This window comes from Variovorax sp. GW821-FHT09B05 (assembly GCF_059418265.1).
Window position 1 is genome coordinate 1 of record NZ_JBWKPN010000012.1, and the last position, 18,862, is coordinate 18,862.

The following is an 18,862-nucleotide window of genomic DNA, read 5'->3' on the forward strand; positions in this document are numbered from 1 at the left end:
CCGCCGAGCACGCCGCCCAGCAGGCCGTCGTCACCCAGGATGCCGCCGAGCAGGCCGCCGTCACCGCCGAGCACGCCACCCAGCAGGCCGCCATCGCCAAGAACACCGCCGAGCAGACCGCCGTCACCGCCGAGCACACCGCCGAGCAGGCCGCCGTCACCGCCGAGGACACCGCCCAGAAGGCCGTCGTCGCCCAGGATGCCGCCGAGCAGACCGCCCAGCAAGCCGTCGTCACCCAGGACACCACCCAGCAGGCCACCGTCGCCGCCGAGCAGACCGCCCAGCAGGCCATCGTCACCCAGGACACCACCCAGCAGGCCACCGTCGCCGCCGAGCAGACCGCCCAGCAGGCCGTCGTCGCCAAGGACGCCACCCAGCAGGCCGCCGTCACCGCCGAGCAAGCCGCCCAGCAGACCGTCGTCGCCCAGGACACCACCCAGCAGGCCGCCGTCACCGCCGAGCAGACCGCCCAGCAGGCCGTCGTCGCCCAGCACGCCACCCAGGAGACCACCGTCACCGCCGAGCAAGCCGCCCAGCAGACCGTCGTCACCCAGCACGCCACCCAGCAGGCCACCGTCGCCGCCGAGCAAGCCGCCCAGCAGGCCGTCGTCACCCAGCACGCCACCCAGGAGACCACCGTCACCGCCGAGCAGACCGCCCAGCAGGCCGTCATCGCCTAGCACGCCACCCAGCAGACCACCGTCACCGCCGAGCAAGCCGCCCAGCAGACCGTCGTCACCCAGGATGCCGCCGAGCAGGCCGCCGTCCCCACCGAGCAGACCGCCCAGCAGACCGTCGTCACCCAGCACGCCACCCAGGAGACCACCGTCGCCACCGAGCAGACCGCCCAGCAGACCGTCGTCACCCAGGACACCACCCAGCAGGCCACCGTCGCCACCGAGCAGACCGCCCAGCAGACCGTCGTCGCCCAGCACGCCACCCAGGAGACCACCGTCACCGCCGAGCAAGCCGCCCAGCAGACCGTCGTCGCCCAGCACGCCACCCAGCAGCCCATCGCCGCCGATCAGATTCGCCACGCCATCGGTCAGGAAGTCGACCTGCGTGCCCACCGCGCCCAGCAGCGCGTCGGTGGTGCCTGCCCCCAGCAGCTGGTCGGTCAGCGGGCTCAGCAGACCGCCGACACCGTCGGTGACCTGGCCCACGAGGTCGTCCACCGGATCCAGCACGTTCGGGTCGTTCGGCGTGAAGGTATCGCCGAGCACCGGGCCCAGCAGGCCGCTCACGGTATCGGTCAGGCTGTCGGTCAGGCCGACCACCGGGGCGAGCACGTCGCCCAGGCCGAGCTCGCCGAGCAAGCCGTCGTTGAGACCGTCGACCAGGCCGCCGACGATGCTGTCGGTCGGGTCGAGCAGTTGGGCACCCGTGCCGCCGCCACCGCCGTCGAGCAGGCCACCGAGCAGACCGCCCAGCAGGCCGTCTTCGCCGATCAGGCCACCGACCAGGCCGTCTTCGGCCAGCAGGCCGCCGACCAGGCCGTCCGGACCCAGCAGGCTCGGCACCAGGCCGTCCTCGCCGAGCAGGCCGCCGACGATGCCGTCGTCGCCCAGCAGACCGCCGAGCAGGCCGTCGTCACCGAGCACGCCACCGAGCAGGCCGTCGTCGCCGAGCAGACCGCCCAGCAGGCCATCGCCGCCGATCAGGCCACCGAGCAGACCGTCGTCGGCCAGCACGCCGCCGAGCAGGCCGTCGTCGCCGAGCAGACCGCCCAGCAGACCGTCGTCGCCCAGCAGGCCACCGAGCAGGCCGTCGCCACCCAGCAGGCCGCCGAGCGGGCCGCCGGCACCGAGGATGCCGTCGTCGCCGAGCACGCCACCGAGCAGGCCGTCGTCGCCGAGCAGGCCACCCAGCAGGCCGTCGTCGCCCAGCAGGCCGCCGAGCAGACCGTCTTCACCGCCGAGCAGGCCGCCCAGCGGGCCGTCGGCCAGCAGGCCACCGACCAGGCCATCGGGGCCCAGCAGGCTGTCCACGATGCCGCCTTCGCCGAGCAGGCCGCCGGCGAGGCCTTCGCTGCCCAGCAGGCCGCCGAGCAGGCCGTCGTCGCCGAGCAGGCCACCGACCAGGCCGTCTTCGCCCAGCAGGCCGCCCAGGGCGCTGTCTTCACCGATCAGGCTGCCCAGCAGGCCGTCGGAACCGAGGGCCGGGCCGAGCAGGCCGCTCAGCAGGCCGCCTTCGCCGCCCACGCCGCCGAGCAGGCCGCCGTCACCCAGCAGGGTGTCGAGCAGGCTGCCGACCGCGGTGCCTTCGCCGATCAGGCCACCGACCAGACCGTCGTCGCCGAGCAGCTGGCCCACGAGGCCGTCTTCGCCGAGCGCGCTGCCCAGCAGGCTGCCTTCGCCGAGCAGGCCATCGACCACCTGGCCGATGGTGCCGTCGGTGCCCAGCAGGCCGTCGACGAGGCCGTCGATGCCCAGGCCGGTGGTCACGCCACCGAGCAGGCCATCGCTGCCCAGCACGTTCTCGAGGGCGTTGCCCAGGGCGTCGGTGACGTAGTCGACCTGGCCGTTGAGCGAGCCGATCAGCGCATCGGTCACGCCGTTGCCCAGCAGGGCATCGACGACCGGAGCGACCGCGCCGCCCACGCCGTTGGTCAGGTTGTCCACGGCCGTGTCGACCGGGTCGAACTCGTTCGGATCGTCGGGCGTGAACTCTTCGCCGACGATCGGCGAGAGCACGTCGTCGAGCAGGTCGGTGACGCCATCGACCACCGGCTTCACCGGGTCGAGCGCGCCGCCCAGGCCGAGGGTGTCGTCCACGGCATCGATCACGTGGTTGACGAGGCCGTCGCCCGGATCGAGGAGGTGGTCGGCGTCTGCGTCTGCGTCGGCATCCGCGTCCGCGTCGGCATCTGCATCTGCATCTGCATCGGCGTCAGCGTCAGCGTCAGCGTCCGCATCGGCGTCTGCATCCGCATCCGCATCGGCATCGGCATCGGCATCGGCATCGGCATCGGCATCGGCATCGGCGTCAGCGTCAGCGTCAGCGTCAGCGTCGGCATCGGCATCGGCATCGGCATCGGCGTCAGCGTCGGCATCGGCATCGGCGTCAGCGTCTGCATCGGCATCAGCGTCTGCATCGGCGTCGGCGTCGGCATCGGCATCAGCGTCCGCATCGGCATCCGCATCGGCATCCGCATCAGCGTCCGCATCGGCATCGGCGTCTGCATCCGCATCGGCATCGGCATCGGCGTCAGCGTCCGCATCGGCGTCGGCATCGGCATCGGCATCGGCGTCGGCATCGGCGTCAGCATCCGCATCGGCGTCAGCGTCAGCGTCGGCATCCGAGTCCGCGTCGGCATCAGCATCCGCGTCGGCATCGGCGTCCGCATCGCCATCGGCATCCGCGTCCGCATCGGCGTCCGCGTCGGCATCGGCGTCGGACTCACCCACGCCGCCTGGAATCTGGAAAGGAATGAAGCCACCATCGCCACCACCGCCACCGCTCAGTGCGGCACCCAGTGCGGCCGCGCCCAGCGCGCCGAGGGCGAACTCGCCCAGGCCGATGCCGCTGCCGGCAGCGAGCTTCTTGGTGACGGCCAGCGCGGCGGCATCCGCATCGCTGTCGGGCGGCGTGACCTGCAGGTCACCCGAAGCCACGTCGACGTTCACCTGCTCGAGGCCGCCAGGCAGCTTGGTGGAACCCACGGTGGCATCGGTGCCGCCGGTGAAGACGCCGGCCAGCGGCGCCTTGTTGCCGGCCGAGCCGGGGAACAGGACGTTGGCCTGGCCACCGTCGGGAACGATCACGCGATCGCCGGCCATCAGCGAATGGCCGCCGTCGACGGGAATCGACACGCCATCGCGCATGACGACCGTGCCCGGCGTAGCATTGGATAGCGATCCGATGCTGGCGGGCCCCGTCGCGACAGGCGCGGAGGGTGCGACCACCGGTGCCGAGCCCATGGGGGCGATCGGCGTTGCGGTGGCCTGGGCGATGACCACTGGAGCAACGCCGTTATCGGCAGTTCCCGCGGTCGAAGGGGTCGATGCTTGTGGTGCAGTCATGGCGGCCTCTGTGACAAAAGATGGAACTACAGGGGCAACTTGCGTGCCGCCTTTTCGCGGCCTTGCACCCACTGCCCGTCGACCGCCGCAACTCGTTGATCTGCTTGGGTTTTTCTTTCAAATCAGTCCTTCGCGAGACGGCTTGCGAGGGCTTTCACCGAGGTCTTTTCTCGATTCGTTACGTAACGATGTAACGTGTGCGCCCCGGAACGCCGGCCCGACCCCAGGGGTTTTCGGCCGACACGCGCAAGCGCCACGGACCTGCGTTATGCGTCATCGCCGCGCACGTGCCCACGGCCTCGCGGCCTGCGTCCCCTCCGCTTCTTCTCTGCCTATCTATATATGTTCAACCCCTCCCAGGAAGACGTGCGCCGCTTCTTCTGCGACGTGTACGCCAAGCACCGCCAGGGCCTGCCGATGGAAGCACTCGAGACCATCGCCGCCGGCTGGATCGAGGCGCACCCCGAGTACCACGAGGACCTGCTCGACGCCGACGCGGCGGTGGCGCGGGTCTACGACGGCGCGAACGGCCGCGAGAACCCGTTCCTGCATCTGTCGATGCACCTGTCGATCAGCGAGCAGTGCTCGATCGACCAGCCGCGCGGCATCCGCCAGGCGGTCGAGCTGCTGGCCGCGCGCCGCGGTTCGCTGCTCGATGCGCATCACGAGGCGATGGAATGCCTGGGGCAGATGATGTGGGAGAGCCAGCGCGCGGGGCGCCCACCCGACGGCGATGGTTACGTGGCCTGCGTGCAGCGCCGCGCCACGAAGGACTGAGGCCCGGCTATCCCGCCGACGCCCCGCGCCGCCGCGCCGGCAGCGAGCCCTGCGGCTTCGCGGCCTCGCGCAGCAGCCCCGCCATCGCGGTACGCAGCGCCGAGGGCTCGGCATCGCTGCGCTGCAGCAGGCCCACGGGCTCCTCAGTGCCGGCGGTGTCGATGCGCAGCCGCACCATGCGGCCGTCGGCCAGCTCGCCGCGCGCCGCGCCCAGCGGCGTGATCCACACGGCATCCGACAGCGCAACCAGCGCGCGCGCCAGCGCGACGTCGAGCGTCTGCAGGGTGTTGGCCGGCAGCGCGAGACCGCGCGCCGACAGGAAGCTCTCGGTGTTGTGGCGCGGGATCGTGCCCTCGCCGTAGACCATCAGCGGATAGTCGAGCACGGCCTGCACCGACACCGGCCGGTGCGCGAGCGCATGGCCGGTGCGCACCGCGAACACCAGCGGCTCGGTGTGCAGCAGCTCGAAGCTCAGGCCGCCCATCAGCCGCGGATCGCTCATGCGGCCGACCACCAGGTCGAGCTCGCCGGCGCGCAACTCGTCGAGCAGCACCGGGTTGGCCGCGCTCTTCACCACCACCTGCACCGCGGGCCAGAGGCCGCGCAGCCGCGCCAGCGCGGCCGGCAGCAGCGCGGGCGCGACGCTGGGCAGCGCACCGATGCGCAGCCGCTCGACGCGCCCTGCGGCCGTGGGCGCGACGGCCTCGGCGCTGGCCTCGAGCGCCTCGAGCACCTTGAGCGCATGCGCGAGCAGCTGCTCGCCGGCCGGCGTGAGCCCCTGCACGCCACGCCGCCCGGCGCTGCTGCGCTCGACCAGCCGCGTGCCGGCGATGCCCTCGAGCTCCGACAGCGTCTTCGACACCGCGGGCTGGCTCAGCGCCAGCCGCTCGGCCGCGCGCGCCAGGTGGCGCTCCTGCGCCACCGCCACCAGGCAACGCAGGTGGCGCAGCTGCACGTTGCGCACGAAATCCAGCCGCAGGTCGCTCGTCATCGGCCCCTTGTCCTCGTCTTCTGGATTACCAATGGTTATTGAAACGGAATCAATCTTCAATTTACATCATCGAAGCGGGATTCCAGAATTCGCCCATGCGGACCCGGTCCGTCCCACGACAGGAGACAACAGGCATGTTGACCAAGACCCAGCCCCAGCTCACCCCGCGTGACTGGGACGCCCATCCCAGCTACGTCTACCCCGGCTACAAGTCGACCGTGAAGCGCGGTCCGCAGAAGCCGCTGATCCCGCTCAAGGCCTCGCTCGGCGAGCTGCAGCAGCCGGTCTACGGCCACGAGAGCATCGGCGAGTTCGACCACGACCTCACGCGCAACGCGCGCCGCAACGGCGAGCCGCTGGGCGAACGCATGATCCTCACGGGCCAGGTGCTCGACGAGCGCCGCCGCCCGGTGGCCAACACGCTGGTCGAGCTCTGGCAGGCCAACGCCTCGGGCCGCTACGTGCACAAGGTCGACCAACACGACGCACCGCTCGACCCCAACTTCCTCGGCGCGGGCCGCTGCCTGACCGACAGCGAGGGCCGCTACCGCTTCCTCACGATCAAGCCCGGCGCCTATCCCTGGGGCAACCATCCGAACGCCTGGCGTCCGCAGCACATCCACCTGTCGCTGTTCGGCCAGAGCTTCGCGAGCCGCCTGGTCACGCAGATGTACTTCCCGGGCGACCCGCTGCTGCAGTACGACCCGATGGTCACCGGCACGCCCGAGCGCTACCGCAACCGGCTGATCGCCGACTTCAGCCTCGACATCACCGAGGAAGGCTATGCGCTCGGCTACCAGTTCGACATGGTGCTGCGCGGCGCCGACGAAACGCCGTTCGAGAACCGCTGAGCGAAGAAGAAAGAGACACGCCATGAGCAAACTGATGAGCGCCCAGGAAGCCGACTTCGGCCAGACGCCCTCCCAGACCGTGGGCCCCTACTTCGCCTACGGCCTCACCGCCACGCAGTACGGCTACGACTTCGACCAGCCCTTCGACGCGGTGCTGGCGCTGGACGATGCCACCGGCGAACGCATCCGCCTCGAGGGCCGGGTGATCGACGGCGACGGCAATGCCATCAACGACGCGCTGGTCGAGATCAGCCAGCCCGACGGCGAGGGCCGCTATCCGCAGACGCCGGCGCAGGCACGCGAACTGGGCTTTCGCGCCTTCGGCCGCGTGGGCACCGGCACCGACGCGCAGAACCGCTTCGTGTTCCACACCGTGAAGCCCGGCGCCGAGTCGCCCGGCGAGGCGCCGCACATCAACGTGATCGTGCTGATGCGCGGCCTGCTGCTGCATGCCTTCACGCGCGTGTACTTCAGCGACGAGGCCGAGGCCAACGCCAGGGACGCGGTGCTGCAGAGCGTGCCGGCCGAGCGCCGCCACACGCTGGTCGCGCAGCGCATCGAGCGCGGCGGCGCAGTGAGCTACCGCTTCGACATCCGCATGCAGGGGGCGGAGGAAACCGCCTTCTTCGACGTCTGAGCGCCTGAACCCGAAGCCGGCCACCGCGCCGGCTTTTTCGTACCCGGACTTCTTCTTTACAGCGCGGCAGCCGCAAGGCGGCCGCGCGCTCGCCGCTGCGCATCGCAAAACCATTCCAACACGGAGCAACGCATGTCATCCCCCTCGGCTTCCCTGGACGTCCAGTCATTCCTCGACCGGCATCCCTTCTCGGCCTTCCAGTGGCGCATCTTCGCGCTGAGCTTCCTCGTGGTGCTGCTCGACGGCTTCGACACCTCGGCCATCGGCTACATCGCGCCCTCGCTCGCGAGCGAATGGGGCGCCAGCAAGATGGCGCTCGCGCCGGTACTCAGCGCGGCGCTGTTCGGGCTCGCGGCCGGCGCGCTGCTGGCCGGGCCGCTGGCCGACCGGCTCGGCCGCAAGCGCGTGCTGGTGGGCGCCGTGCTGGTGTTCGGCCTGGGCTGCCTGGCCTCGGCCTTCTCGCAGAACATGCCGCAGCTGGTGGGGCTGCGCTTCGTCACCGGGCTCGGCCTGGGCGCGGCCATGCCCAACGCGGTGACGCTGATGAGCGAGTACTGCCCGAGCCACCGGCGCGCCACCATCACCAACACCATGTTCTGCGGCTTCCCGCTGGGCGCGGCGCTCGGCGGCTTCCTCGCGGCCTGGATGATTCCGCACCTGGGCTGGCGCAGCGTGCTGGTGCTCGGCGGCATCGCGCCGCTGCTGCTGGTGCTGCTGATGGCGGCGCTGCTGCCCGAGTCGGCGCGCTACATGGTCGCGAAGAAGTACGCCGCCGAGCGCATCCGCGCCGTGCTGCGCCGCATCTCGGAGAGCGCCGCGCAGGCGCGCGCCTTCACGCTGACCGAGGCCGGCCCGGCGCCCGTGGACGGCAGCGGCGGCGGCCTCGCGCTGGTGCTCTCGCCGCGCTACCTCGTGGGCTCGGCCATGCTGTGGATCGCCTACTTCATGGGGCTGGTGATCTTCTACGCCATGATCAACTGGATGCCGATCCTGTTCCGCGAGGCCAGCGTGCCGCCGCAGACCGCGACCGTGATCTCGGCGCTGTTCGCGCTCGGCGGCGTGGGCGCCATCTTCTTCGGCTGGCTGATGGACCGCTTCAACGCCAACCTGGTGATCGCCACCGGCTATGCGCTGACCGCCGTCAGCGTCTACCTGATCGGCCAGTCGCTCGGCAGCCTCGCGGCGCTGGTGCTGACGGTGCTGCTCGGCGGCACGCTGATGAACACCGCGCAATCCTCGATGCCGGCGCTGGCCGCGGCCTTCTACCCGACGCAGGGCCGCGCCACCGGCATCGCCTGGATGCTGGGCCTGGGCCGCTTCGGCGGCATCGCGGGTTCGTTCCTGGTGGCCGAGCTGGCCAGCCGGCAGCTGGGCTTCGCCCAGATCTTCGCGGTGCTGGCGGTGCCGGCGCTGATCGCGACCGTGGCGCTGCTGGTCAAGCAGGTGGTGCACCCGCATGCGGCCGATGCCGGCCGGGACGCCGGGGCGGTGGCCGGGCACTGAACACGCCCGCCACCCGGAAAGCAAAAAGCCCGCGTCCGCGGGCTTTTGCTTCTTGCGCAGGGCCGGCGGACCGGCTCGCCCGCTGTTACTTCTCGGCGTGGTGGATGCGCGACTCGGGCACCGTCTTGAGCTCGCCCGGCACCGAGGCGATGTAGCTCGCGAGGGTCTTGAGCTCGGCGTTGCTGAACTTCTTCGGCTCGACCTGGCCGGCCATCACGGCGTTCGAGCGGCCGAGGTGGATGTTGTTCTTCACGCGGTAGGACTTCAGCGCCACGAACAGGTAGTCGGCATGCTGGCCGGCCAGCTTGGGCACGGTGCCGTCGTTCGGGGTGTTGAAGTTGGCGCCGTGGCACTTGGTGCAGCTGTTGTCCTCGCCGTTCTTCTTGATCAGCGCCTGGATGTTCTCGGGCATGGCCTTGGCCAGCGCGGCCGGGGGCGCGTCGCCTTCCTTCACGCCGAGCTGGCTGTAGTAGGCAGCGAGGTCGGCGATGTCCTGCTCGGTGAGCGTGTCGGCGATCGCGCGCATGGTCGGGTGCTTGCGGTCGCCGCCCTTGTAGGCGGTGAGCGCCGCCGTGATGTACGTGGCGCTCTGGCCCGCGATCATCGGCACCTTGTGGATTTCAGGAAAGCTGGCCTGGTAGCCGATGATGCCGTGGCAACCCACGCACATCTGGACCTTCTTGGCGCCGTCCTGGGGCTTGCCCGTGACTTGCTGGGCTTGTACCGACACCGTCCCGCAAGCGACAGCAAGGGCAAACATCGTGGTCAACAACTTGTTCATTTTGCGCGCACAATCTCGTGGAGATACCGTTTTTCGAACCAACTTTCGATTATATGCAAGGCTCCCGCGGGCGCCTGTGCGGGCCGACCCGAAGGACGCACGTTGCCGATCGAGTGTGTTCTTTTCCACCACAGCCTCCCGTTCACGCATGAAATTCAAGGGCTCAGACAACTACGTCGCGACACAGGACCTGATGCTCGCGGTCAATGCCGCCATCACCCTCAAGCGCCCGCTGCTCGTCAAGGGCGAACCCGGCACCGGCAAGACCATGCTGGCCGAGGAAGTGGCCCAGGCGCTGAACCTGCCGCTGCTGCAGTGGCACATCAAGTCGACCACCAAGGCACAGCAGGGCCTCTACGAGTATGACGCGGTGAGCCGCCTGCGCGACTCGCAGCTCAAGGACCTGGATGGCGGCGAGCGCGTGCGCGACATCCACAACTACATCGTCAAGGGCGTGCTGTGGCAGGCCTTCACGGCCGAGCAGCCGGTGGCGCTGCTGATCGACGAGATCGACAAGGCCGACATCGAATTCCCGAACGACCTGCTGCGCGAACTCGACCGCATGGAGTTCTACTGCTACGAGACGCGCGAGCTGATCCGGGCCAAGCACCGTCCGCTGGTCTTCATCACCTCGAACAACGAGAAGGAGCTGCCCGACGCCTTCCTGCGCCGCTGCTTCTTCCACTACATCAAGTTCCCCGATGCCGAGACCATGCGCAGCATCGTCGACGTGCACTTCCCCGGCCTCAAGCAGGAACTGCTGGCCGCGGCCATGAAGACCTTCTACGACGTGCGCAACCTGCCCGGCCTGAAGAAGAAGCCCTCGACCTCCGAGCTGCTCGACTGGCTCAAGCTGCTGGTGGCCGAGGACATCCCGCTCGAGGCGCTGCAGAGCAAGGAAGACAAGGTCGCCGTGCCGCCGCTGGTGGGCGCGCTGCTCAAGAACGAGCAGGACGTGACCCTGTTCGAGAAGCTGGTCTTCATGCAGCGCAACAACCGCTGAGGCAGCGCCGGTCATGCCTGTGCGGCCATCGCCTCCCGTCGGCCAGCTGCTGGTGCTGGGCGTGGCCCAGGCCGTGCTGTTCGTCGCCGGCGCACTGCTCGGCCGCTGGATCGGCCTGTACTTCGGCCTCGATGCCTTCGGCCCCAACGGCTACGGCAACCGCGAGATCTTCGGCATCCTGCTGATCGGCCTCGGCGGCGGCGCGGGCGTGCAGCTCGCGCGCGCCTGGTACGACCGGCGCTACGGCAAGCCGGCACCCTGAACGACACGAGACACCGCGCAACCATGGCTTTCGTCGAACCCGCCACCCTGACATCGCGCGGCCTCGCGCTGGTACCACTCGCGCTCGCGCACGAAGAGGGCCTGCGCGCCGCGGCCGCCGACGGCGAGCTCTGGAAGCTGCGCGTGACCTCGGTGCCCGAGCCGCAGGACACGCGCGCCTACATCGAGACCGCGCTCAAGACCGCCGACCGCTTCGCCTTCGCCGTGACCGAGGCAGCCACCGGCACCGTGCTCGGCAGCACCAGCTTCCACGACATCCTGCCGGCCGTGAAGCGCGTGGAGATCGGCTACACCTGGTACGCCAAGCGCTGCCAGCGCACCCACGTCAACACCACCTGCAAGCTGCTGATGCTCACGCATGCCTTCGACACCCTGGGCTGCAACGTGGTGGGCTGGCGCACCGACAACTTCAACCACGCCTCGCAGCGCGCGATCGAGCGCCTGGGCGCGAAGAAGGACGGCGTGATCCGCGGCCACGCGATGCGCCGCGACGGCACCATCCGCGACACCGTGATGTACAGCCTGCGCGCGGGCGAATGGCCCGAGGTCAAGGCGCAGCTGCTCTACCTGCTCGACAAGCCGCGCGACTGAAACCCCAAGGAGCGTCCCATGCTCATCGATTTCTTCTACACCCTGCGCTCGGCCAAGCTGCCGGTCTCCGTCAAGGAATACCTGACCCTGCTCGAGGCGCTGCAAGCCGACGTGGTGGGCCCGAATTCCGACGACGCCTATGGCCTCGACGACTTCTACTACCTCTCGCGCACCGCGCTCGTGAAGGACGAGAAGCACTACGACAAGTTCGACCGCGCCTTCGCCGCCTACTTCAAGGGCGTGGAGATGCTGACCGACTTCACCAAGGAAGTGCCGCTCGACTGGCTGCGCAAGACACTGGAGCGCGAGTTCTCGGCCGAGGAAAAGGCCAAGATCGAGAAGATGGGCTGGGACGAGCTGATGGAGACGCTCAAGAAGCGCTTCGAGGAGCAGAAGGAGCGCCACGAGGGCGGCAGCAAGTGGATCGGCACGGGCGGCACCTCGCCCTTCGGCCACGGCGGCTACAACCCGCAGGGCATCCGCATCGGCGGCGCCGGCAAGAACAAGAGCGCGGTCAAGGTCTGGGACCAGCGCGCCTACAAGGACTACGACGACACGCAGGAGCTCGGCACGCGCAACATCAAGGTCGCGCTGCGCCGGCTGCGCAAGTTCGCGCGCGAGGGTCACGAGGAAGAGCTGGACCTCGACGACACCATCCACTCGACCGCGGCCAACGCCGGCTTCCTCGACATCAAGATGCGGCCCGAGCGCCACAACAACGTCAAGGTGCTGCTGCTGATGGACGTGGGCGGCACGATGGACGAGCACATCCAGCGCGTGGAGGAACTGTTCTCGGCCGTGAAGACCGAGTTCAAGCACCTGGAGTTCTACTACTTCCACAACTGCGTCTACGACTTCATGTGGAAGAACAACCGGCGCCGCTTCTCGGAGAAGTTCGCGACCTGGGACATCCTGCGCAAGTACAACAAGGACTACAAGCTGATCTTCGTGGGCGACGCGACCATGAGCCCCTACGAGATCCTGCAGCCCGGCGGCAGCGTCGAATACAACAACGAGGAAGCCGGCGCCGAGTGGATCCAGCGCCTCACGCACGCCTTCCCCAAGTTCGCCTGGATCAACCCCGAGCCCCAGGGCGTGTGGCAGTACCGCCAGAGCATCTCGGTGATGCAGCAGCTGATGTCCAACCGCATGTATCCGCTGACCCTGCGCGGCCTCGAAGAGGCGATGCGGCTGCTGTCCAAGTAGCGGAAAAGACCTCCCGGCATACCGGGCCTTGACCGCCCCCGAGCCCCGGCCGCGCGGGCCTGGCGGCCCGCACATCCATGTATCCGAACGCGTCCGACACGGACGCGCCGGATCATGCTGTCAGAATCGTCGCCCATGTTCAGGGTGGTTCGTGTCGTTTTGCCGGCGTGTTGGCCGGCATTGCTTTTTTCCGGCGTCCTGCTTTTGCAAGGCTGCAGCCTGCTGCCGAAAAAGGACGCGGGCGACTCGGCCGCGTCCACCCCCGCGCTGGTGAGCGACGGCGGCGACCGCGCGGCCGCCGCGTCCACGGACGGCGAGAGGGAGGGCAAGGACGGCAAGCGCCGCGATGCCTTCTCGGTCGACGTGCGCGGCCCCGACAGCGTGCGCGAGTACCTCTCGCTGCACCTCGAGATCCAGCGCTACAAGACGCTCGACGACCTCGGCGCCACCGAGATCTCGCGCCTGATGGTCGCGGCCGAGGCCAATGCGCGCGAGCTGCTCGCCACGCTCGGCTACTTCACGCCCGCGCTCACGCTCGAGCTGCACGAGACGCCCGCGAGCGACAAGGCGCCGCGCGAGATCGTCGTCACCGTCGAGCCCGGCGAGATCACGACCGTGAGCAACGTGCAGCTCAGCTATGCCGGCCCGATCGCCGACGACCCGAGCGCCGAGTCGCAACGCGACACCATCCGCACCGCCTGGGCGCTGCGCGCGGGCCAGCCCTTCACCCAGCAGGCCTGGGACGACGCCAAGGCGGTCGCGCTGCGCAGCCTCACGGCCAAGCGCTTCCCCACCGGCAACATCGAGATCAGCCGCGCCGAGGTCGATGCCGACCGCCACGAGGCCCGCCTCAGCGCCACCTACCAGTCGGGCCCGGCCTACAAGTTCGGCCCGCTGCTCCTGCGCGGCAACCAGCGCTACAGCGCCGACGGCATCCGCCGCATCGCGCAACTGCCCAGCGGCGCCGACTACGACCAGCAGAAGCTGCTCGACGCCCAGCAGCGCCTGGCCAGCAGCGGCTACTTCGATTCGGTGTTCCTCACGCTCGACACCGAGAGCGGCACGCCGCTGGCCGCGCCCGTGATCGCGCAGCTGCGCGAGGCGCCGCTGCAGAAGGTGGTGCTGGGCGTGGGCTTCACCACCGACAACGGGCCGCGCCTGTCGATCGACCACATCCACAACCAGTTGCCGCTGCTGGGCTGGCGCGCGGTGTCGCGGCTGTCGGTGGACCGCGACATCCAGTCGCTCGGCACCGAGTGGAAGGCGATCCCCGGCGACGACGGCTGGCGCTGGTTCTCGGGCGCCGAGCTCAAGAGCGAGCAGTCGGGCAGCTACGTGGTCGACAGCGGCCGGCTGCGCGGCGGGCGCAACAAGACCAGCGACCACATCGACCGCAGCTACTTCCTGCAGTACGACTACGCGACCAACCGCGGCACCGACGCCCCGCCCTCGGCCTCGGCCGTGACCGCCAACTGGGGCTGGACCGGGCGCTACTTCGACGACAACGGCTCGCCGCGGCGCGGCTACGGCCTCGCGCTCGAACTGGCCGCGGGCTACACGCTGACCGGCCAGCAACTGCCGTTCACGCGCACCTACGTTCGCTGGCTCGGCATCGTGCCGGTCGGCTGGGCCGACGGCAAGGACGCCGCCACGCTGGCGCGCCGCAGCCGCCTGCAATTGCGTGCCGAGGCCGGCGCGGTGGTCGGCAAGGACTCGGCGCAGATCCCGTCCACCCTGATGTTCCTGACCGGCGGCGACACCACGGTGCGCGGCTACGCCTATCGCGACATCGGCACGGTGCGCGCCGACGGCCAGACGGTGGCGGGCCGCTACCTCGGCGTGCTGAGCCTCGAGTGGCAGCGCCCCTTCGTCTACAAGGACAAGCTCACCGACTTCGAGAGCGTGGTGTTCGTCGATGCCGGCGCGGTGGCCGACAAGCCCAGCGAGCTCAAGCCCAAGGTCGGCGTGGGCGTGGGCACGCGCTGGCGCAGCCCGGTCGGGCCGGTGCAGGCCGACCTGGCCTATGGCGTGGACACGCGCAAGTTCCGGCTGCACGTGCGGCTGGGCTTCACCTTCTGAGCACGATGGCGAACGCAGCGACCGAGACCTCCACCCCGCCCACGCCGCCGGCCCGGCGCTCGCGCACCCGCCGCGCCCTGCGCGCGCTGGCCTGGACCGTCGCCGGCCTGTTCGTCGCGCTGCTGCTGGTGCTGGGCGCCGCCTGGTGGTGGCTGGGCTCGAACCAGTCGCTGGCCTTCGCGCTCGCCAAGGCCGCGGCCTACCTGCCGGCCGGCCAGACGCTCGAGAGCCGCGAGGTCACGGGCTCGCTGCGCACCGGCGGGCGCATCGGCTGGCTGCGCTGGCAGAGCGAGAGCCTCGCGGTCGAGGTGCACGAGGCGAAGATCGGCTGGCAGCTCGCGCCGCTGTTCGAGCGCAAGGTGCAGCTCGGCGAGGTGCATGCGGCGCAGCTGCTGATCGAGCGGCGCGGCCCACCCAGCGACAAGCCCGCCGAGCCGCTCGAGAAGATCGTGCTGCCAGTCGAGGTCGACCTGCCGTTCCGCATCGACGACCTGCGCTGGGCCGGCCCGCCCGCGCTGCAGGCGCAACGGCTCGCGGGCCACTACCGCTACACCGGCGGCGAGCACAAGCTCGACGTCGAGGGCGTCGACATCGCCGAAGGCCACTACAGCGCGCGCGTGAAGCTGCAGGGCGCGGCGCCGATGGCGATCGAGGCGACGCTCGACGGCCGCGTGAAGGCGCCGCTGCCCGAGGAACGCAGCCTCGAGGTGCTGGCCAAGGCCGGCATCCAGGGCACGCTCGCGGGCGCCGACGCGCGTTTGAACGTTCAGGCCGAACTGGCGCCGGCCGAGCCCGATGCCGAGGCGCCGATGGAGGCGAAGCTCGAAGCCACCATCGCGCCCTGGCAGCCGCAGCCCGTGATCGCGGCCAAGGCCGACCTGCGCAACGTCGATGCGTCGAGCCTGTGGCCCGGCGCGCCGCAGACGCTGCTCACGGGCAGCGTCGCGCTCGAGCCCGATGCCGCCACCGGTCCCGCCGCCTGGAAGGCCCAGGCCGACCTGCGCAACGCGCGGCCGGGCCCGTGGGACCAGGGCAAGCTGCCGCTCGAGCAGCTGCAGGCCCAGGTCGGCTATGACGGCACCCACTGGGACATCCCGCAGGCCACGCTGCGCACGGGCGGCGGCCGCATCGAGGCCGCGGGCCGCTGGAGCCCCGCGCCCGCGCCCTGGCAGGCGCGCGCCGACGTGCAGGGCGTGCGGCTGGGCGCGCTGTACAGCGAACTCTCGGGCGCGCCGATCAGCGGCCGCGTCACCGCGCAGCAGCGCGATGACGACAACGGCGGCATCGGCTTCGACCTCGCGCTGCGCGCCGAGGGCGGTGCCGGCAGCAAGGCGCTGCCGGGCTTCGGGCTCGACCGCGTGCTGGCCCAGGGCCAGTGGAAGGACCAGGTGCTGGACCTGCGCACGCTGCGCATCGATGCGCAGCGCGCCAGCGTCGAGGGCAAGCTGCAGGTGCGCGTGGCCGAGCAGGCCGGCAGCGGCAACCTGAAGCTCGTGATGCCCGGCGCCGAGGCGCAGCTCGACGCCCGCATGGCGCCCGCGCAGGGCACGGGCGAACTCAAGGCCCGCATCGACGACACCGAGGCCGTGCAGCGCTGGATCGAGAGCCTGCCCGAGATGGCGGGCCTGTTCGCTGGCCGCAGCGCGAAGGGCTCGGCCCGGCTCGACGCGAGCTGGCAGGGCGGCTGGCAGAACTTCCAGCGCCGGCTGCAGAACCCCGCCGCGCCGCTCGCGCGCGGCAACGCCGAACCCAGCCTGAAGGCCAGCCTCACCGTGCCCAGGCTCGACCTGCTGCTGCCCGCGGCCCAGGCCGGCGGCGCTGCAACCCAGGTGCAATTGAGCGCGCTGCGCGCCGAGCTCGCGGGCAGCATCGCGCAGGCCACGCTGTCGCTGCAGGGCGAGGCCGCCACCGGCACGCAGAAGCTGGTGCTCGACACGCGCGCCAGCGGCGGCCTCGCGGGCGCCGGCCAATGGCGCGCCGCGCTCGCCAGCCTGCGGCTGCAGGCACAGGACAGCACCCAGCCCGCCACGCAGAAATCGCCCTGGGTGCTCGAACTCGGCCGCGAGGTCACGGCCACGGTGCGCACCGGCAGCGACCGCCTCGAGGTCGAGGCCTCGGCCGCCGGCGCCACCCTGCGCGGCCCGGTGCCCGGCACGGTGCGCATCGACTGGCAGCCGCTGCGCTTCAGCCAGAGCGGCGCCGCCACCAACCGCGTGTTCCGCGTGCAGTCGAAGGGCGAGCTCAAGGGCCTGCCGATGGCCTGGGCCGAGGCCTTCGGCGCCAGCACCACCTTCGGCGAGCTCGGCATCAGCGGCGACCTGGTCTTCGACGGCGACTGGGACATCGATGCCGGCGATACGCTGCGCGCCCAGGCCCGCCTTGCGCGCCAGAGCGGCGACATTCGCGTGCAGGCCGGCGAGGCCGCGCTGATCACGCGCATCGAGAGCCGCGGCACCGGTACCGCGAGCGAGCGCAAGATGAATTCCAGCGAGGCCGGCCTGAGCCCCAGCACGCCGGCCGGGCTGCGCCGCGCCGAGCTGCGCCTCGACGCCCAGGGCGAGGCCGTGCGCGCCACGCTGGCCTGGGACAGCGAACGCGCGGGCCAGATCGATGCCGAGGCCGGCACGCGCTTCCAGCAGCGCGCCGGCGGCTGGCAATGGGCACCCGACGCGCCGCTCACGGGCCGCATCGCCGCCAAGCTGCCGAACCTCGGCGTGTGGTCGATGCTCGCGCCGCCGGGCTGGCGCGTGGCCGGCACGCTCGACGCCAATGCCACGCTCTCGGGCAGCCGCGCGGCGCCGCGCTGGAACGGCACGCTGGGCGCCGACAAGCTGGCGCTGCGCGCGCCGGTCGAGGGCCTGGACCTGCGCGACGGCCGGCTGCGCGCCAACCTGTCGGGCGACCGCGTCGAGATCGCCGAGTTCACGCTCAAGGGCGGCGCCGGCAGCACGGCGCGCATCGCGGGCCAGAGCGGCAACCGCAGCACCGCGGCCAGCGAGGCCGGCACCGATGGCGGCACGCTGAGCGCGCGCGGCGAACTCAACTGGTCGGGCGCGGGCACGGCCGCCGGCGCGCCCGGCATCCGCATGGCGCTGCAGGCCGAGCTGCGCGCGCTGCGCGTGCTGGTGCGCACCGATCGCCAGGTCACGCTCTCGGGCGACCTGCAGGCGCGGCTCGAGAACCGGCAGTTCATCGTGCGCGGCAAGCTCAAGACCGACCGCGCCGTGATCATCCTGCCCGACGAGACCGCGCCCAGCCTCGGTAGCGACGTGATCGTGCGCTCGGCCGCCAAGGACCGCGAGGCGGCCGAGGCGCGCGAGCGCGAGGCCGCGCGCAGCGATGCGCAGGCGGCCCAGGCCGCGAAGCCGCAGACCGCGAAGCCGCCCGACATCGCGGTCGAGTTCGACCTCGGCGACGACTTCGCGGTGCAGGGCCGCGGCATCACGACCCGGCTCGAGGGCCAGCTCGACATCCGCAGCACGCGGCTCGATGCGCCGCCACGCATCACCGGCGAGGTGAAGACCGTGAAGGGCCAGTACCGCGCCTACGGCCAGCAGCTCGACGTGGAGACCGGCATCGCGCGCTTCAACGGTCCCTACGACAACCCGCAGCTCGACATCCTCGCGATCCGGCCCAACATCACGCAGCGCGCCGGCGTGCAGATCAGCGGCAGCGCGCAGTCGCCGCGCGTGAAGCTCTATTCGGAGCCCGCGCTGTCCGACGCCGAGACGCTGTCATGGGTGGTGCTGGGCCGCGCCTCGGCCACCAGCGGCGGCGAGTCGGCGCTGCTGCAGCAGGCCGCGCTCTCGCTACTCGGGCGCATCAGCAAGGGTGCCAGCGGCGGCAGCCTGGCCAGCCGCTTCGGCCTCGACGAACTGGGCTTCAAGGGCCCGGGCAGCGGCGGCGACGTGCGCGATTCGGCCGTCACCTTCGGCAAGCGGCTGTCGAAGGACTTCTACGTCACCTACGAGCGCAGCATCGGCGGCACTTTCGGCACGCTGTTCATCTTCTACGACCTCACGCAGCGCCTCACCTTGCGCGGCCAGGCCGGGCAGACCAGCGGCCTCGACCTGATCTACACCGTGAAGTACGACTGAGGTACGCATGCGGCGCGCGCGGCATGCGCGAAGCCCCGTTTC

Annotated in this window: 13 protein-coding genes; 10 read left to right on the top strand and 3 right to left on the bottom strand. The window is 70.8% G+C overall.

Going from position 1 to position 18,862, the window contains the following annotated elements:
- The coding region (locus AC07RM_RS27455) for a hypothetical protein (RefSeq protein ID WP_495336581.1) at positions 1-4,022 on the bottom strand (4,022 nt) is incomplete at its 3' end.
- A gap of 342 nt (positions 4,023-4,364) precedes the next feature.
- Here AC07RM_RS27455 and AC07RM_RS27460 point away from each other — a divergent pair.
- The gene (locus AC07RM_RS27460; protein ID WP_208511236.1) at positions 4,365-4,799 is read left to right on the top strand and encodes a DUF1841 family protein; all 435 of its coding nucleotides are present in this window, start codon (positions 4,365-4,367) and stop codon (positions 4,797-4,799) included.
- Between the two features lie 7 nt (positions 4,800-4,806).
- On the opposite strand, the gene AC07RM_RS27465 is transcribed toward AC07RM_RS27460, so the two are convergent.
- Positions 4,807-5,790: a LysR substrate-binding domain-containing protein gene (locus tag AC07RM_RS27465; RefSeq protein WP_495336582.1), complete on the bottom strand. Its 984-nt coding sequence runs from the start codon at positions 5,788-5,790 to the stop codon at positions 4,807-4,809.
- A gap of 134 nt (positions 5,791-5,924) precedes the next feature.
- Between AC07RM_RS27465 and pcaH the strand changes: the two genes are divergently transcribed.
- The 3 genes from pcaH (at position 5,925) to AC07RM_RS27480 (ending at position 8,781) form a co-directional block, all read left to right on the top strand.
- Positions 5,925-6,641, top strand: coding sequence for a protocatechuate 3,4-dioxygenase subunit beta (gene pcaH / locus AC07RM_RS27470; protein ID WP_057590882.1), 717 nt, complete (start codon positions 5,925-5,927; stop codon positions 6,639-6,641).
- Between the two features lie 22 nt (positions 6,642-6,663).
- A complete protein-coding gene (pcaG, locus tag AC07RM_RS27475) occupies positions 6,664-7,278 on the top strand; it encodes a protocatechuate 3,4-dioxygenase subunit alpha (RefSeq protein WP_495336583.1) in 615 nt (204 codons plus the stop codon).
- A 132-nt stretch (positions 7,279-7,410) separates the two neighbouring features.
- On the top strand, positions 7,411-8,781 hold the full coding sequence (locus AC07RM_RS27480; protein ID WP_495336584.1) for an MFS transporter: 1,371 nt from the start codon (positions 7,411-7,413) through the stop codon (positions 8,779-8,781).
- 85 nt (positions 8,782-8,866) lie between these two features.
- Here the strand turns inward: AC07RM_RS27480 and AC07RM_RS27485 are convergent, their stop codons facing one another.
- Positions 8,867-9,562, bottom strand: coding sequence for a c-type cytochrome (locus AC07RM_RS27485; RefSeq protein WP_093347749.1), 696 nt, complete (start codon positions 9,560-9,562; stop codon positions 8,867-8,869).
- Positions 9,563-9,710: 148 nt separating this feature from the next.
- On the opposite strand from AC07RM_RS27485, the gene AC07RM_RS27490 reads away from it, so the two are divergent.
- From AC07RM_RS27490 to AC07RM_RS27515, 6 genes are all read left to right on the top strand, one after another.
- Positions 9,711-10,565 carry an AAA family ATPase gene (locus AC07RM_RS27490; RefSeq protein ID WP_093347752.1) on the top strand — a complete coding sequence of 285 codons (855 nt, stop codon included), beginning with the start codon at positions 9,711-9,713 and terminating at the stop codon, positions 10,563-10,565.
- A 13-nt stretch (positions 10,566-10,578) separates the two neighbouring features.
- The gene (locus AC07RM_RS27495; protein ID WP_057590877.1) at positions 10,579-10,827 is read left to right on the top strand and encodes a hypothetical protein; all 249 of its coding nucleotides are present in this window, start codon (positions 10,579-10,581) and stop codon (positions 10,825-10,827) included.
- Positions 10,828-10,850: 23 nt separating this feature from the next.
- Positions 10,851-11,438 (top strand): GNAT family N-acetyltransferase, encoded by a 588-nt coding sequence (locus tag AC07RM_RS27500; protein ID WP_495336585.1) that lies wholly within the window; start codon positions 10,851-10,853, stop codon positions 11,436-11,438.
- A gap of 18 nt (positions 11,439-11,456) precedes the next feature.
- The gene (locus tag AC07RM_RS27505; protein WP_057590875.1) at positions 11,457-12,644 is read left to right on the top strand and encodes a vWA domain-containing protein; all 1,188 of its coding nucleotides are present in this window, start codon (positions 11,457-11,459) and stop codon (positions 12,642-12,644) included.
- 135 nt (positions 12,645-12,779) lie between these two features.
- Complete coding sequence (locus AC07RM_RS27510; protein ID WP_208511231.1) at positions 12,780-14,723, top strand: autotransporter assembly complex protein TamA; 1,944 nt, start codon at positions 12,780-12,782, stop codon at positions 14,721-14,723.
- A 5-nt stretch (positions 14,724-14,728) separates the two neighbouring features.
- On the top strand, positions 14,729-18,820 hold the full coding sequence (locus AC07RM_RS27515) for a translocation/assembly module TamB domain-containing protein (RefSeq protein ID WP_495336586.1): 4,092 nt from the start codon (positions 14,729-14,731) through the stop codon (positions 18,818-18,820).
- Positions 18,821-18,862 lie beyond the last annotated feature (42 nt).

Coding starts and splice junctions, on each gene's coding strand:
- AC07RM_RS27460 (WP_208511236.1), top strand. CDS start 4,365: ATGTTCAACCCCTCCCAGGAAGACGTGCGCCGCTTCTTCTGCGACGTG.
- AC07RM_RS27465 (WP_495336582.1), bottom strand. CDS start 5,790: ATGACGAGCGACCTGCGGCTGGATTTCGTGCGCAACGTGCAGCTGCGC.
- pcaH (WP_057590882.1), top strand. CDS start 5,925: ATGTTGACCAAGACCCAGCCCCAGCTCACCCCGCGTGACTGGGACGCC.
- pcaG (WP_495336583.1), top strand. CDS start 6,664: ATGAGCAAACTGATGAGCGCCCAGGAAGCCGACTTCGGCCAGACGCCC.
- AC07RM_RS27480 (WP_495336584.1), top strand. CDS start 7,411: ATGTCATCCCCCTCGGCTTCCCTGGACGTCCAGTCATTCCTCGACCGG.
- AC07RM_RS27485 (WP_093347749.1), bottom strand. CDS start 9,562: ATGAACAAGTTGTTGACCACGATGTTTGCCCTTGCTGTCGCTTGCGGG.
- AC07RM_RS27490 (WP_093347752.1), top strand. CDS start 9,711: ATGAAATTCAAGGGCTCAGACAACTACGTCGCGACACAGGACCTGATG.
- AC07RM_RS27495 (WP_057590877.1), top strand. CDS start 10,579: ATGCCTGTGCGGCCATCGCCTCCCGTCGGCCAGCTGCTGGTGCTGGGC.
- AC07RM_RS27500 (WP_495336585.1), top strand. CDS start 10,851: ATGGCTTTCGTCGAACCCGCCACCCTGACATCGCGCGGCCTCGCGCTG.
- AC07RM_RS27505 (WP_057590875.1), top strand. CDS start 11,457: ATGCTCATCGATTTCTTCTACACCCTGCGCTCGGCCAAGCTGCCGGTC.
- AC07RM_RS27510 (WP_208511231.1), top strand. CDS start 12,780: ATGTTCAGGGTGGTTCGTGTCGTTTTGCCGGCGTGTTGGCCGGCATTG.
- AC07RM_RS27515 (WP_495336586.1), top strand. CDS start 14,729: ATGGCGAACGCAGCGACCGAGACCTCCACCCCGCCCACGCCGCCGGCC.